This window comes from Streptomyces sp. NPDC001153 (genome assembly GCF_053598315.1).
The window spans coordinates 302,888-316,368 of the sequence record NZ_JBSFJZ010000005.1; the positions used below are offsets into that span (position 1 = coordinate 302,888).

10 protein-coding genes and 1 pseudogene are annotated in these 13,481 nt (G+C 72.2%); 4 read left to right on the forward strand and 7 right to left on the reverse strand.

The window, feature by feature from the left end; genetic code table 11:
- Positions 1-10: 10 nt before the first annotated feature.
- From ACWDEN_RS08175 to ACWDEN_RS08185, 3 genes are read right to left on the reverse strand one after another with little or no spacing between them, the layout of a single operon-like run.
- A complete protein-coding gene (locus ACWDEN_RS08175; RefSeq protein WP_351621328.1) occupies positions 11-865 on the reverse strand; it encodes an FAD binding domain-containing protein in 855 nt (284 codons plus the stop codon).
- Positions 862-3,339: a xanthine dehydrogenase family protein molybdopterin-binding subunit gene (locus ACWDEN_RS08180; RefSeq protein WP_450857990.1), complete on the reverse strand. Its 2,478-nt coding sequence runs from the start codon at positions 3,337-3,339 to the stop codon at positions 862-864. Before ACWDEN_RS08180 ends, ACWDEN_RS08175 begins: the two co-directional genes overlap by 4 nt.
- Entirely contained in the window at positions 3,336-3,827 is a 492-nt protein-coding gene (locus tag ACWDEN_RS08185; RefSeq protein WP_351621334.1) for a (2Fe-2S)-binding protein, read from the reverse strand. The genes ACWDEN_RS08180 and ACWDEN_RS08185 overlap by 4 nt, the downstream gene beginning before the upstream one ends.
- 500 nt (positions 3,828-4,327) lie before the next feature.
- On the opposite strand from ACWDEN_RS08185, the gene ACWDEN_RS08190 reads away from it, so the two are divergent.
- The gene (locus ACWDEN_RS08190; RefSeq protein ID WP_450857992.1) at positions 4,328-6,196 is read left to right on the forward strand and encodes a cellulase family glycosylhydrolase; all 1,869 of its coding nucleotides are present in this window, start codon (positions 4,328-4,330) and stop codon (positions 6,194-6,196) included.
- A 64-nt stretch (positions 6,197-6,260) separates the two neighbouring features.
- On the opposite strand, the gene ACWDEN_RS08195 is transcribed toward ACWDEN_RS08190, so the two are convergent.
- Positions 6,261-7,514, reverse strand: a complete 1,254-nt coding sequence (locus tag ACWDEN_RS08195) for a YncE family protein (protein WP_450857994.1) — start codon at positions 7,512-7,514, stop codon at positions 6,261-6,263.
- A gap of 152 nt (positions 7,515-7,666) precedes the next feature.
- Here ACWDEN_RS08195 and ACWDEN_RS08200 point away from each other — a divergent pair, with 152 nt between their 5' ends.
- Together ACWDEN_RS08200 and ACWDEN_RS08205 are read left to right on the forward strand one after the other, a co-directional pair.
- On the forward strand, positions 7,667-8,329 hold the full coding sequence (locus ACWDEN_RS08200; RefSeq protein WP_351621342.1) for a TetR/AcrR family transcriptional regulator: 663 nt from the start codon (positions 7,667-7,669) through the stop codon (positions 8,327-8,329).
- A 147-nt stretch (positions 8,330-8,476) separates the two neighbouring features.
- Positions 8,477-9,502 carry an alcohol dehydrogenase catalytic domain-containing protein gene (locus ACWDEN_RS08205; RefSeq protein WP_351621345.1) on the forward strand — a complete coding sequence of 342 codons (1,026 nt, stop codon included), beginning with the start codon at positions 8,477-8,479 and terminating at the stop codon, positions 9,500-9,502.
- A 28-nt stretch (positions 9,503-9,530) separates the two neighbouring features.
- On the opposite strand, the gene ACWDEN_RS08210 is transcribed toward ACWDEN_RS08205, so the two are convergent.
- Positions 9,531-10,760, reverse strand: a complete 1,230-nt coding sequence (locus tag ACWDEN_RS08210) for a glycosyltransferase (RefSeq protein WP_450858017.1) — start codon at positions 10,758-10,760, stop codon at positions 9,531-9,533.
- A gap of 205 nt (positions 10,761-10,965) precedes the next feature.
- On the opposite strand from ACWDEN_RS08210, the gene ACWDEN_RS08215 reads away from it, so the two are divergent.
- Positions 10,966-12,921 (forward strand): ricin-type beta-trefoil lectin domain protein, encoded by a 1,956-nt coding sequence (locus tag ACWDEN_RS08215; protein ID WP_450857997.1) that lies wholly within the window; start codon positions 10,966-10,968, stop codon positions 12,919-12,921.
- Positions 12,922-12,933: 12 nt separating this feature from the next.
- Here the strand turns inward: ACWDEN_RS08215 and ACWDEN_RS08220 are convergent, their stop codons facing one another.
- Positions 12,934-13,272: a hypothetical protein gene (locus ACWDEN_RS08220; protein ID WP_351621351.1), complete on the reverse strand. Its 339-nt coding sequence runs from the start codon at positions 13,270-13,272 to the stop codon at positions 12,934-12,936.
- Positions 13,269-13,481: pseudogene (locus ACWDEN_RS08225) on the reverse strand (cytochrome ubiquinol oxidase subunit I); the annotation flags it as partial. The gene ACWDEN_RS08220 and the pseudogene ACWDEN_RS08225, both read right to left, overlap by 4 nt.

A 13,481-nucleotide genomic window follows, 5' to 3' on the forward strand; every position in this document is an offset into this window, starting at 1 on the left:
TGATCGGCGCTCACCCCATTCCGGTGGCGGTCAGCACCGCCCGCCTGGTCAGCACGCGTGCCAGGTGCCGCCGGTACTCGGGCGAGGCGGACAGATCCTGCGCCGGCCGGGTCCCTTCCGCCGCCGCCCGGGCGGCCCGGGCCACGGCCTGCGGCCCGTCGGCGCCCGCCAGCGCCTCCTCGGCCGCGGTCGCCCTGAGCGGGGTCGCCCCCATGTTGGTCAGCCCGACACGTGCCTCGGCGATCCGCCCTTCGTCGCTGCGCACCAGCGCGGCGACGCCGACGGTGGCCCAGGACTGGGCGACGGGGTGGAACTTCTCGTAGTGGAAGCCCCAGCCGTCCGTCTTCGGGATGCGCACCTCCAGCAGCAGTTCGTCGTCGGCGAGCGCCGACTGCAGGTAGTCCACGAAGAACTCGCGCGCGGCGATGGTCCGGCGCCCGGCGGGGCCGGCCACGACCAGTTCGGCGTCCAGGGCGAGGGCCACGGCGGGCAGGTCACCGGCCGGGTCGGCGTGGGCGAGCGAGCCGCCGAGGGTGCCCCGGTGGCGGACGGCCGGGTCGGCCACCGTGGCGGTCGCCTCCGCCAGCAGCCCGGCGTGCCGGCGCACCAGCGGGTCGTGCACCACCTCGTGGTGCGTGGTCATCGCGCCGATGACGAGCGTGTCACCGTCCTCCCGCACTCCGCGCAGCTCGGGGATCCGGCCCACGTCCACGAGCAGTTCCGGGAAGGCCAGCCGCAGCCGCAGCAGCGGCACCAGGCTCTGCCCGCCGGCCAGCACCTTCGCCTCCTCGCCCGCGCCGGCGAGCGCGCGTACCGCCTCCGCGACGCTGTCCGGACGGGTGTACTCGAACGCGGGGGGAATCATGCCGAACCCTCCTCACCCGGCTGACCGTGCTGACCCGGCTCGCCCGACCGGGCCGCCCGGCCGGACTGCCCGGACCGGGCGGGACCCGTGCCGCCGGTCCCGCCGGCCGTACCGGAGCGCGCCTCATGGATCGCCTGCCACACCCGGTGCGGTGAACACGGCATCCGCACGTCCCGCACCCCGAGCGGCCTGAGCGCGTCCACGACGGCGTTGACCACGGCGGGTGTCGACGCGATCGTCCCCGCCTCGCCCACGCCCTTGACACCGAGGGCGTTCGAGGCCGCCGGTGTCTCCGTCCGGTCGGTGACGAAGTCGGGCAGGTCGGCCGCCGACGGCACGAGGTAGTCGGCCAGGGTGCCGGACACCAGGTTGCCGTCGTCGTCGTACACGGCCTCCTCGTACAGCGCCTGCGCGATGCCCTGCGCGAGCCCGCCGTGCACCTGGCCCTCGACGATCATCGGGTTGACGACCCGGCCGACGTCGTCGACGCAGACGTACGACCTGATGAGCGTCCGCCCGGTCTCCGTGTCCACCTCGACCGCGCACAGGTGGGTGCCGTGCGGGTAGGAGAAGTTCTCCGGGTCCACCACGTGCTCGGCGTTGATGGTGGGCTCGAGGCCGTCGGGCAGGTCGTGGTTGGTGAACGTCTCGAAGGCGATCTCCTGGATGGTCCTGCGGGCCTCCGGTGAGCCCTTCACGGAGAACACGCCGTCGCTGAACTCCAGGTCCTGCTCGCTGGCCTCCAGCAGATGGGCGGCGACCTTCCGCGCCTTCTCGACGACCGTCCTCGCGGCCCGGTGCACGGCCTCGCCGCCGACGGCCAGCGACCGCGATCCGTAGGTGTCCATGCCCTGCGGGGCCGCCCTGGTGTCGCCGTGCACCACCTCGACGTCCTCGAAGGGCACTCCGAGCACGTCGGCCGCGATCTGGCTCCAGCAGGTCTCGTGGCCCTGCCCGTGCGGGCTGATGCCGGTGACGACCTCGACCTTGCCGGTGGGCAGCATGCGGATGCTCGCCGCCTCCCAGCCGCCGGCGCCGTACCTGAGGTCGCGCAGCACCCGGCTCGGCGCGAGCCCGCACATCTCGGTGTACGTCGACACGCCGATGCCGAGCCGCACCGGATCGCCGCGCTCGTTGCGCCCCCGCTGCTCGGCGCGCAGGTCGTCGTACCCGAACAGGGCGAGCGCCTTGTCGGTGGCCGCCTCGTAGTTGCCGCTGTCGTAGGTCAGCCCGGCGATCGAGGTGTACGGGAACTCGTCGTGCCGGATCCAGTTCCGGCGCCGCAACTCCAACGGATCCAGGCCGAGTTCGGCGGCCAGCTCGTCCATGGTCCGCTCGATGGCGAAGGTCGCCTCGGGGCGCCCGGCGCCGCGGTAGGCGTCGGTGGGCGTGCGGGTGGTGAAGACCCCGGTGCAGGTGAACTCGTAGGCGTCCATCTTGTAGATCGCCGGGTACATGAAGGCGCCGAGGATCGGGATGCCGGGGGTGACGAGCATCAGGTAGGCGCCCATGTCGGCGAGCAGGCCGACCTTCAGGCCGAGCAGCTTTCCCTCGCGGGTGGCGGCCACCTCGACGTCCTGGATCATGCCGCGGCCGTGGTGGGTGGCGAGCGCGCCCTCGGAACGGGACTCGGTCCACTTCACCGGCCGGCCGAGCTTGCGAGCGACCGCGAGCGCGAGGGCCTCCTCGCCGTACACCTGGAGCTTGGAGCCGAAGCCGCCGCCCACGTCCGGGGCGATCACCCGGAGCTTGTGCTCGGGGATGCCGGTGACCGTGGACAGCATGATCCGCAGGATGTGCGGGATCTGGGTCGCCGAGTACACGGTGTACTCGCCGGATGCGGCGATCGGGGTGACGACGACGGCGCGCGGCTCCATGGCGTTGGGGATCAGCCGCTGCTGGTGGTAGCGGCGCTCGAGCGTCACCTCGGCGCGGTCCCGCACCGCCGCGAAGCTCTCGCCGGTGGCGAGCGGCCAGGTGTAGCAGCGGTTGGTGCCCTTGCCGGTGTGGACCAGCGGGGCGCCTTCCGCCAGCGCCGCCTCCAGGTCGAGGACCGGGGGCAGCGGGTCGTAGTCGACCTCGATCGCCTCCAGGGCGTCGGCGGCCGCGTACCGGTCGCGGGCCACCACGACCGCGACCGGGTCGCCCGCGTAGCGGACCTCGTCGACGGCGACCGGCGGGTGGTCGGGCAGCACGATGTCCTCGGTCACCGGCCAGGCGCAGGGCAGCGAGCCCAGCCCCTCGGCGAGGTCGGCGCCGCAGAACGCCGCGACGACACCGGGGTATTCGAGGGCCGGGGAGACGTCGACGCGGGTGACGCGGGCGTGGGCCATCGGGCTGCGCAGGATCGCCAGGTGCAGCAGTCCGGCCACCTGGATGTTGTCGGTCCAGTTGGTCTGGCCGGTGATCAGCCGGGCGTCCTCCTTGCGCAGCCGACGGCGTCCGACCTCGCGTTCGACGGCCTGGCCGGTCATGCCGTGACCTCCTCGGCAGCCGCATGAGCCGGTTGCCCGGACGCGGCGAGCACCGCGCGGACGATGTTCTGGTAACCGGTGCAGCGGCAGAGGTTGCCCTCCAGGCCCTTCCGGACCTCGTCCGCGTCGGGGTGCGGGTTCTCGCGCAGCAGATCGCGCGCGGCCATGATCATGCCCGGCGTGCAGTAGCCGCACTGGAGGCCGTGCTGTTCGTGGAAGGCGCGCTGGAGCGCCGTCCACTCGCCGTCCCGGGCGAGCCCCTGGATCGTCGTCACCGCGCAGCCGTCCGCCTGCACGGCGAGCACCGAGCAGCTCTTCACGCTGGCTCCGTCCAGGTCGACCGTGCAGGTGCCGCAGTTGGAGGTGTCGCAGCCGATCGTGGTGCCGGTGAGGCCGAGGCGGTCACGCAGGTAGTGGGCCAGGAGGAGACGGGGCTCCACGTCGTCCTCGTACGTCGTGCCGTCCACGTTCACCGAGATGTGGGTCATGGGCCCTCCAGACCGTGCGGGAGAGGGTCTTCAGCCAGGGATTTTCAGCCGTCGGACGTGATGTACGTCACCCTACGACCGCGCCCTGGTCACGGCGAGTGCTGTGGCGGGGCATTTGTTGAGCGTTAACTCATTGTCGCCGGGCGCCGGTGTCCGCTGCGCCGCACGGCGCCGGTCGTCACGCAGAGAGGGCCAGTCATGCGCGCTGCGTGCATGCCAGCAGGCCGTCCGCACCGCTGGTCCCGATGGGGGAGGCCGCCGCGCCCGGCACGCCCACCACCCGTCGCGCCTCCGGTTTCGGCCCGGCCGAGGCCGACCGCCGGGCATCGAGAGTGCGGCCTGGACGTGTGCTTCCGTGAGGCGGCGACCCTGGGCATCGAACGGCCGGTCGGCGCCGGTCATGCCGTGGAGTTCAACGGTCACCTCCCTGACCGATAGTCAACTTACTGAAGAGTCAGAAGGTATTGACGCCGCCCGGACCCCACCGGACTGTGGTGGACATGCCGAATATCCGGGTGCGTCTGCTGGTTGTTCTGGTCGTCCTCTGCGGATTCCTGACGGTGACGGGCCACCCGCCCGCCACCGCCGCCACCCCCGCCCTCCCCGCCGACTCCCTCTGGTTCGACGGCACCCCGCTCACCGTGCAGGGCGGCCGCTTCACCGACGGCCAGGGGCGTGAGATCGTCCTGCGCGGCTACAACGTCTCCGGCGAGACCAAGCTCGAGGAGAACGGCGGGCTGCCCTTCGCCTCGGTGGCCGACGCCGAGAAGTCGGCGACCGCGCTGCGCGCCCTCGGTGGCGCGAACACCGTACGGTTCCTGCTCTCCTGGGCGCACGCCGAACCGGTGCGCGGCCAGGTGGACACCGGCTACCTGGCCGCCGTCACCGAGCAGATGCGCGCCTTCCTGGACGCCGGCATCCGCGTCTTCCCCGACTTCCACCAGGACCTTTACTCCCGCCACCTGTTCAACAGCGGCAGCTGGTACACGGGCGACGGGGCGCCCAAGTGGGCGGTGGACGCGGGGAGTTATCCGGCCGAGTCCTGCGGCATCTGCCTCTTCTGGGGCCAGAACATCACCCAGAACGCCGCCGTGCAGCAGGCGCAATACGACTTCTGGCACAACACCTACGGCCTCCAGGACGCCTTCCTCACCACCGCGCAGACGGCCATGGCCTACCTCCGACAGCACCTGAACGCCGCCGAGTTCGCGGGCATCGCGGGATTCGACCCGTACAACGAGCCCTACGCGGGCCGGTACGACTCCGGCCAGGCCTCCCGCACCTGGGAGAAGGACCTGCTGTGGCCGTTCTACGAGAAGTTCCGCGCCCGCATGGACGCCGCCGGCTGGCAGGACAGGCCCGCCTTCGTGGAGCCCAACCTGTTCTGGAACGCCAACATCTCCACCCAGAAGCAGGAGGGCGGCCTGCTGGACGCGGGCACGCTCGGCCCGGGGTACGTCTTCAACACCCACTTCTACGACCAGAAGGCCATCTCCGGCGTCCTGATGTGGGGCAAGGCCGCCGACGGCCAGTACGCCGCCGACTTCGCCGCCGTCCGCGACCGCGCCGCGGCCGCCGGCACCGCCGCCGTGGTCAGTGAGTTCGGCCACCCGCTGTCCGGGACGGTCTCCGACAAGGCGCCGACCGTCCTGAAGGCCATGTACCAGGCCCTCGACTCCCGTGTGCCGGGCGCGAGCTGGTGGCAGACCCCGGCCGCCTCCGGTCCGGTGCTCTCCGGCACCCAGTGGCAGTGGGACCTCTACAACGGCCGGCACCACGAGCTGATGAACGGCAACCCCGACAAGGTGCGCACCTCCGGCGACGCCTGGAACGACGAGGACCTCTCCGCCGTACGCCTGGACGACTCCGGAAACGTCATCCTCCGCCAGGACGCCCGGCTGCTGGACCGCCTCTACCCGAGCGCCACGGCCGGTACGGCCCTCGCGTTCACCTACGAGGACCGCTCCCGCGACGGCTCCACCACCCTCACCTGGAACCCGGTCCCGTCCTCGCTGCCGAACGTGGCGAAGCTGGTGGGCTCCGGCCAGTACGGATTGCTGGTGTGGCGCTCCGGAGACGGCAGCGCACCCACCGAACTGCATCTGCCGGCGTCCTTCCCCACCGCGTCCACCACCGTCGTCTCCGACCTGGGAACGGCGTACGCGCCGCCCGTCTACACCGGCGCCGCCACCCCGGTCGCCGTCGCCCCCGAGCCGGGCGGCACCGGCAGCCGCCGCCTGCTGCTCACCGACACGGACTCCGGCGCCCTGCACTACGCGCTGGTGACCAACGGGGCCACGGCGCCCTCGGCGGGCCTGCTGAGCGCGGCGGAGTCCGAGCTGGCCGGGTGGGCGGCGGCGCACTTCTGAGCCGCCGGGCAGGAGCCGTGCGGCCCCCGGGAGGAGTGGGGTCACCCCGGAGGCCGTACGGCGCTCAACTCCCGGTCGGACCCGTCCAGTCGGCCTGGACATGCCCCAGCCGGACGCGCTGCGGGTGGTCGCCGACCGGCACGGACAGCACCTTCTGGCCGGTGGCGAAGTCGATGGCCGTGACCTGGTCGGCGCCGGCCTCGGAGATGACGCAGTCCTTGCCGTCGCCGCTCACGGTCGCCCAGTAGGGCGTGGAGGCGGTGATCAGCGGGCCGACGTCGAAGGAGGCCCGGTCGACCACGGTGGCGTAGTTGTCCATCGTTCCGGCGACGCACAGCTTGGTGCCCTCGGGGTTCATGGAGATGCCGTGGTGGCGCGAGTCCAGCAGCCAGGTGGTGCGGTCCGGGTTCGTCGCCGGGTTCTCCGGCAGCGTCTTCACCCGGGTGATCCTGTCCGCGGCGACGTCGTACTCCAGGAAGCCGTTGAAGAACGACACCTGGAAGTACAGCTTGGACCAGTCGGGGGTGAAGGCGGCGGGCCGGACGGCGTCGGAGAAGTCCTTCAGGCCGATCGCGTCCAGCCGCTGCCGCATGTCGATCGTCCTGACCTGCTTGAACGTGGTCGCGTCGACGACGGTGATGTGCCGGTCGCCCTTGGTCCAGTCCCAGCCGGGGTCGTCGAGGGACGTGGTCACCTCGCCGATGGACATGTTCCAGATGTACGTGCCGCCGTTCGTGAAGAAGTTCTCGTGCGGCTTGTCGCCGGTGCCGAACTCACCCAGTTCCCTACCGGTGCCGATGTCGAGCACCTGCACCTTGTTCGCGGTGGACGCCGAGACGGCGACGCGGGTGCCGTCGGGTGAGACCGCCATGTGGTCGGCACGGTAACCGGCCACCGGAAAGCGCCAGTTGATCCTGTCGGTGGCCAGGTCGATGGAGACGACGTCGGCGAAGCTGGGCCGGGAGACGACCACGGACCTGCCGTCGGGCGTGGAGTACATGTCGTCCACGTACTGGTCGTGTCCCTGGCCGACCTGGTTGCGGATGGACGTGTAGTAGATCCACTTGACCGGGTCGGCGTTGATCTCGGCCAGCCGCTCCGCCTTGTCGGGGACGACGTTGATCCGGCCGATCCTCGCGAAGTCGCCGGAGGACCTGATGACGTCGGCGGTGCCGTCCCAGTTGTTGCCGACGAACAGCACCTCGCGCAGACCGGCGGAGCTGCCACTCGCGGCGGAGGCGGCGGTCGCCGGGCCGGCGACGGTCAGGACGAGGGCGGCGGCCACGGAGCACAGGTGCCTGGTTCTGGAGGCAGGCATGACTGCTCTCTTTCCTCGGGGGGAGTGTGCGGGAAATCTGAACACGGGCGCATTCACAGTGAACTTACTGAAAAGTAAGGAACGAACGGCCTTCGCGACAAGATGTGTGCACGACAAGATTGGGTGGCCGGGCGGCGGACGGAGGGGGAAACGTGACGGGCAGGCTCAAGGCGCCGACGGGCCGCTACGGCGGCAGATCGGCCGAGGAACGGCAGGCCGAGCGGCGCCGGCGATTCCTGGACGCGGCCCTGGAGCTGTTCGGCGGTGCACCCGGCTACCGCGGCACGACGGTCGCCGCCCTGAGCCAGGCCGCGGGCCTGTCGACGCGTCAGTTCTACGAGGAGTTCCGCACCCTGGAGGACGCGCTCGCCGCCCTGCACCTCCAGGTCAACGACTGGGCCGAACAGGCGGTGCTGGACGCCCTCGCCACGGCGGACGGGCTGCCGCTGGCCGAACGCGCCGGCGTGCTCTTCCGGGCCTACGCCCGCGACGTCACCTCCGACCCGCGCCGCATCCGCATCACCTTCGTGGAGATCGTCGGCGTCAGCCCCCGCCTGGAGGAGCAGCGGCTGGCCCGCCGGGCCCGCTGGATCGACCTCATCCGCGCCGAGGCGGACGCGGCCGTGGCGCGCGGGGAGGCGGCGCCCCGCGACTACCGCCTCGCCGCGACGGCCTTCGTGGGCAGCGTCAACGGCCTGCTGCACGACTGGAGCGCCGGCTGGGTGGACGCCACGCTGGACGAGGTGGTGGACGAGCTGGTCCGGTTGCTGCTGGGCATCCTGCGCCCGGAGGGCTGGCGGCTGCGGCCCGCGTGACACCGCGCTGCCCGCCCTGTCGGCCCAGGTCGGCACGGGTCCCCGCGGTTCGGCGCGCGGGATCGGCCCGGAACTGGTCTGCTGGTGCGGGGGCGGGCGCAGCCGTGCCCGGAACGCAGGACACACCGCCGGACCCAGGAGAGTGTGATGAGTACCTATCGAGTTGCGCAGGTGACGAGCGCGGGCGGCCCGTTCGGACTGGTCGAACGGGAGGTGTCCGAGCCGGGGCCCGGTCAGGTGAGGATCGCCGTCGAGGCGTGCGGCATCTGCCACAGCGACACCATGTTCGTGAACGCCGCCGTGCCGGGCCTGACGTTCCCGGTGGTCGCCGGGCACGAGATCGCCGGCCGCGTCGAGGCGCTCGGCGAGGGCACGCAGGACTGGGGCTACCAGGCCGGCGACCGGGTCGCGGTCGGCTGGTTCGGCGGCTCTTGCGGCCACTGCCCGTCCTGCCGGCGGGGCGACTTCATCGTGTGCACCACCCTGAAGGTCCCCGGCTGGGCCTACGACGGAGGCTTCGCGGAGAAGGTGATCGCGCCCGTCGACGCCCTGGCCCGGATCCCGGACGCGCTGGCGGCGAGCGACGCCGGGCCCATGGCCTGCGCCGGTGTGACCACGTACAACGGGCTGCGGCGCAGCTCCGCCCGGCCCGGGGACCTGGTCGCGGTGCTCGGTCTGGGCGGCCTCGGGCACCTCGGGGTGCAGTACGCGGCGGCGATGGGCTTCGAGACCGTGGCGATCGCCCGGGGCGCGGAGAAGGCCGACTTCGCCAAGCAACTCGGCGCGCACCACTACGTCGACAGTACCTCCGGCACCCCGGTCGCCGAGGCCCTGCAGTCCCTCGGCGGCGCGAGCGTCGTCCTGGCCACCGCGGGGAGCTCCGAGGCCATCACGGCCACCGTGGACGGCCTCGCACCGCGCGGTGAGCTCGTGGCCATCGGCGCGGTTCCCGAGGCGATGGGCATCAGCCCGCTGCAGCTGATCATGGGCGCCCGGGTCGTGCGCGGCCACCCGTCCGGCACCTCGCAGGACGTGCAGGACACCATGGAGTTCAGCGCCCTGCACGGCATCCGCCCCACGACCGAGACCGTGCCGCTGGACGACGTGACCGCGGCCTACCAGAAGATGCTCTCCGGCAAGGCGCGCTTCCGGATGGTCCTCACCAACCACTGATCCGTGCGGGCCGGCTCCGGCCGGCCTGTCAGCCGCCCAGCCGGTCCAGCGCCGCGAGTACCGGCGCGGCACCGTCCTCGTCACGGATGCGGGCGCCCAGACAGCGCGCCCGCTCCCGGTACCCCGGCTCCCGGGTGGCCCGCGCCAGGGCGGGGGCCAGCGTGTCCACGGTGAGACGGCGCAGCGGTACGGCGCCCGGGGCGACCCCCAGTGCGACCAGCCGGGCGGACCAGAACCCCGCGTCGAACTGGACCGGCACCGGCACGGTCGGCACCCCGGCGCGCAGCCCCGCCGCGGTCGTCCCCGCGCCCGCGTGGTGGACCACCGCGGCCATCCGCGGGAAGAGCAGCGCGTGCGGGACCTCGTCGATGGTCAGCATGTCGTCACCGGCGGCCGCGAGCCCGGCCCAGCCGCGCTGGATCACCCCGCGCAGCCCCGCCCGCCGCAGCGCCCCGACCACCTGGGCGCTGAGCCGGGCCGCGTCCGGCACGGTGGCACTGCCCAGTCCGACGAAGACCGGCGCCGGGCCGGCGTCGAGGAACTCCGTCAGGTGGCCGGGGAGTCGTGCCTCCGAGTCGTACGGCCACCAGTAGCCGCTCACCGTGAGGCCGGCCCGCCAGTCCCGGGGCCTGGGCACCACCAGGGGGCTGAAACCGTGGTGCACCGGCCAGTGCCCGCGCTCGCGGGCCCGCCGCGCCCTGCCGGTGCCCACCGGAGGCAGACCGAGCTCAGCGCGCACCCCCGGAACGGCGGCCGCGAAGACGTGGTCCACGGCGAGGCCCACACCGAGTCCGGCGATCCGGTTGGCCGCAGCGCCCCAACGGCCGCCACCGAGCACCGGAGGCGCGAACTCCCGGGTGGCGGCGAGGGGTTGCAGATAGACGCCCATGCTCGGCATCCGCAGTCCCTCGGCGATCGCGTGCCCGAGCGGAGCCAGCGAGGCGGACAGCAGCAACACCTCGGCGTCCCGGGCCGCCGTCAGCAGATCCTCGGTCATCCGCCCGACCAGCCGCCGCGCCAGGTCCACCACCCGCAGCAACTTCCCGGCACCGCTGGCACTGCGGTGCAGGCCCCGGCCGCGCGGGGACTCCAGCTCCGCCAGGGGATCGACCGGCAACGCGTGGAACCGTACGCCGGAGCCCGCCACCAGCGGCTCGAAGCGGGCGTGGGTGACCAGGGTGACCTCGTGTCCGGCCCGGGCGAGCCGGTGCCCCAGTCCGGTGTAGGGGGCCACATCGCCCCGGGACCCCGCCGTCATGATCGCAACGCGCACGACGGCCAGTATGGCGGGACAACACCGGTTCGAGCACCAACGCCCCTCATTTCCGGGCGACTTCACCCCTGCCGGATCCGTTGACTTCACCCCTGGGTGGCCCTACGGTCGGCCCGCAACATGTTCGGCCAACCGATCCTCATTCGAAATATCGACCACAGTGGAATCCGTCCCGCATGCGGAGGAGCCGATGTACCCCCCACCCGGACTTGTCAGACGCTGCAGAGCCGTCGCCGTGCGCGCCCTCGTCCTCGCCCTCACCGCGGCCGCCACGCTCCTGCTCGCCGGGCCGGGCCCGGCCCGGGCGGCGACGCTCCGCCAAGTGGCCGTCCCCGCGGCGCCGATGGGCTGGGCCTCCTGGAACAGCTTCGCCGCGAAGATCGACCACGACGTCATCAGGCGGCAGACCGACGCGTTCGTCGCCGCCGGACTCCCCGGCGCCGGATACCAGTACGTCAACATCGACGAGGGCTGGTGGCAGGGCACCCGCGACGGCGACGGCAACATCACCGTCGACACCGGTGCATGGCCCGGCGGGATGAGCGCCATCGCCGACTACATCCACAGCAAGGGCCTGAAGGCCGGCATCTACACCGACGCCGGCAAGAACGGCTGCGGCTACTACTACCCGACCGGCCGCCCGGCCGCCCCGAACACCGGCAGCGAGGGCCACTACGACCAGGACATGCTCCAGTTCTCGAAGTGGGGCTTCGACTTCGTCAAGGTCGACTGGTGCGGCGGCGACGCCGAGGGGCTGGACGCGGCGACGACGTACAAGGCGATCAGCTCGGCCGTCGCCAGGGCCGCCCAGGCCACCGGCCGCCCGCTCACCCTCTCCGTCTGCAACTGGGGCAGGCAGAACCCGTGGAACTGGGCGCCGGGCCTCGCCCCGATGTGGCGCACCAGCACGGACATCGTCTACTACGGCAACTCGCCCTCCCAGGCGAACATGTTGTCCAACTTCGACCAGGCGATGCATCCGGCCGCCCAGCACACCGGTTACTACAACGACCCCGACATGCTGATGGTCGGCATGCCCGGCTTCACCGCCGCGCAGAACCGCACCCACATGGCCCTGTGGGCGGTCTCCGGTGCCCCCCTGCTGGCCGGCAACGACCTCACCGCCATGTCCGGCGAGACGGCCGCGATCCTGAAGAACCCCGAGGTCGTCGCCGTCGACCAGGACCCGCGCGGCCTGCAGGGCGTCAAGGTCGCCGAGGACACCACCGGACTCCAGGTCTACGGCAAGGTCCTGTCCGGCACCGGCAACCGGGCCGTGGTCCTGCTCAACCGCACCTCCGCCGCGCAGGACATCACCGTCCGCTGGTCCGACCTGGGTCTGACCGGGGCCACGGCCGCCGTGCGGGACCTGTGGGCCCGGAAGGACGTGGGCTCCTACGCCACGAGCTACACCACCAGCGTTCCCGCGGGCGGCTCGGTGCTGTTGAAAGTCAGCGGCAGCGAGGCGGCGAGCAGCGGCTACAGCGCCACGTCCACCGGCACGTACACCGGCGTGAGCGCCGCGAGCACCGGCCTGGGCGTGGTCGACATCGCCTACACCAACACGGCCGCCACGCCCGTCACCGCGACCCTCCGGGTGGACGGCCAGACCCCGACGACCGTCTCCTTCCCGCCCACCGGCTCCACCCAGGGCACGGTCTCGGTCCAGGTGCACCTCACCAAGGGAGCCGCCAACTCCCTCACCTTCACGGGAGGTCCGGCCCTGGGCGGCATCACGGTCCACCCGATACCCGGCACCGGCGGCACCCTCGTCGTCGGCAGACAGTCCGGCCGGTGCGCCGACATCTACGACAGCACCCTCACCAACGGCACCCAGGCCGAACTGTGGGACTGCAACGGCGGCGCCAACCAGGCCTGGACGTACACCTCACGCAAGGAACTCGTCGTCTACGGCGACAAGTGCCTCGACGCCTACAACCTCGGCACCACCGACGGCACCAAGGTCGTGATCTGGGACTGCAACGGCCAGGACAACCAGAAATGGACGGTGAACGCCGACGGCACGATCACCAACGTCCACGCGAGCCTGTGTCTGGACGCGTACAACGCCGGGACCGGCAACGGCACGTCGCTGGTGCTGTGGAGCTGCAACGGCGGCGACAACCAGAAGTGGTCCCGGACCTGATCCGCGGCGGCCCTACGCGGCGGCGGACACCACCAGCAGGCCCGCCGCCGCGAGCACCGCACACCCCAGCAGCACACACGCCAGCAGGCGCTGCCGCAGCGCCCGGTAGCGGCGCTCGTACGTCTGCCGCAGTTCCTCGGCGCGGTCGGCGGTGCGCTGCCACGACCGGCGGGACAGCGTCAGGTACTCCGCCTCGAACTCCCGCTCCAACACGTCTCGTTGGTCATCGGTGAGCCAGCCCAGCCGGGACGCGGTGCGCGCCGCCGCCGTACGTCCCTCCTGCCGTGCGGCGGCGAGCAGCAGATGACCCTCGATCTCCCGGACGAGGGCCCGCTCCTCCTGCGCCGTCACGATGCGCTCAACTCCCTTGGCCGACCGGACGTTTCGGGGTGGTGCAGATCGAAGGCGGGGGACTCGCTGCGGATCCGCGGCAGGGTGAGGAAGTTGTGCCGCGGCGGCGGGCAGGAGGTCGCCCACTCCAGCGAACGGCCGTAGCCCCACGGGTCGTCCACGCCGACCGGCTTGCCGTACTTGGCCGTCTTCCAGACGTTGTACAGGAA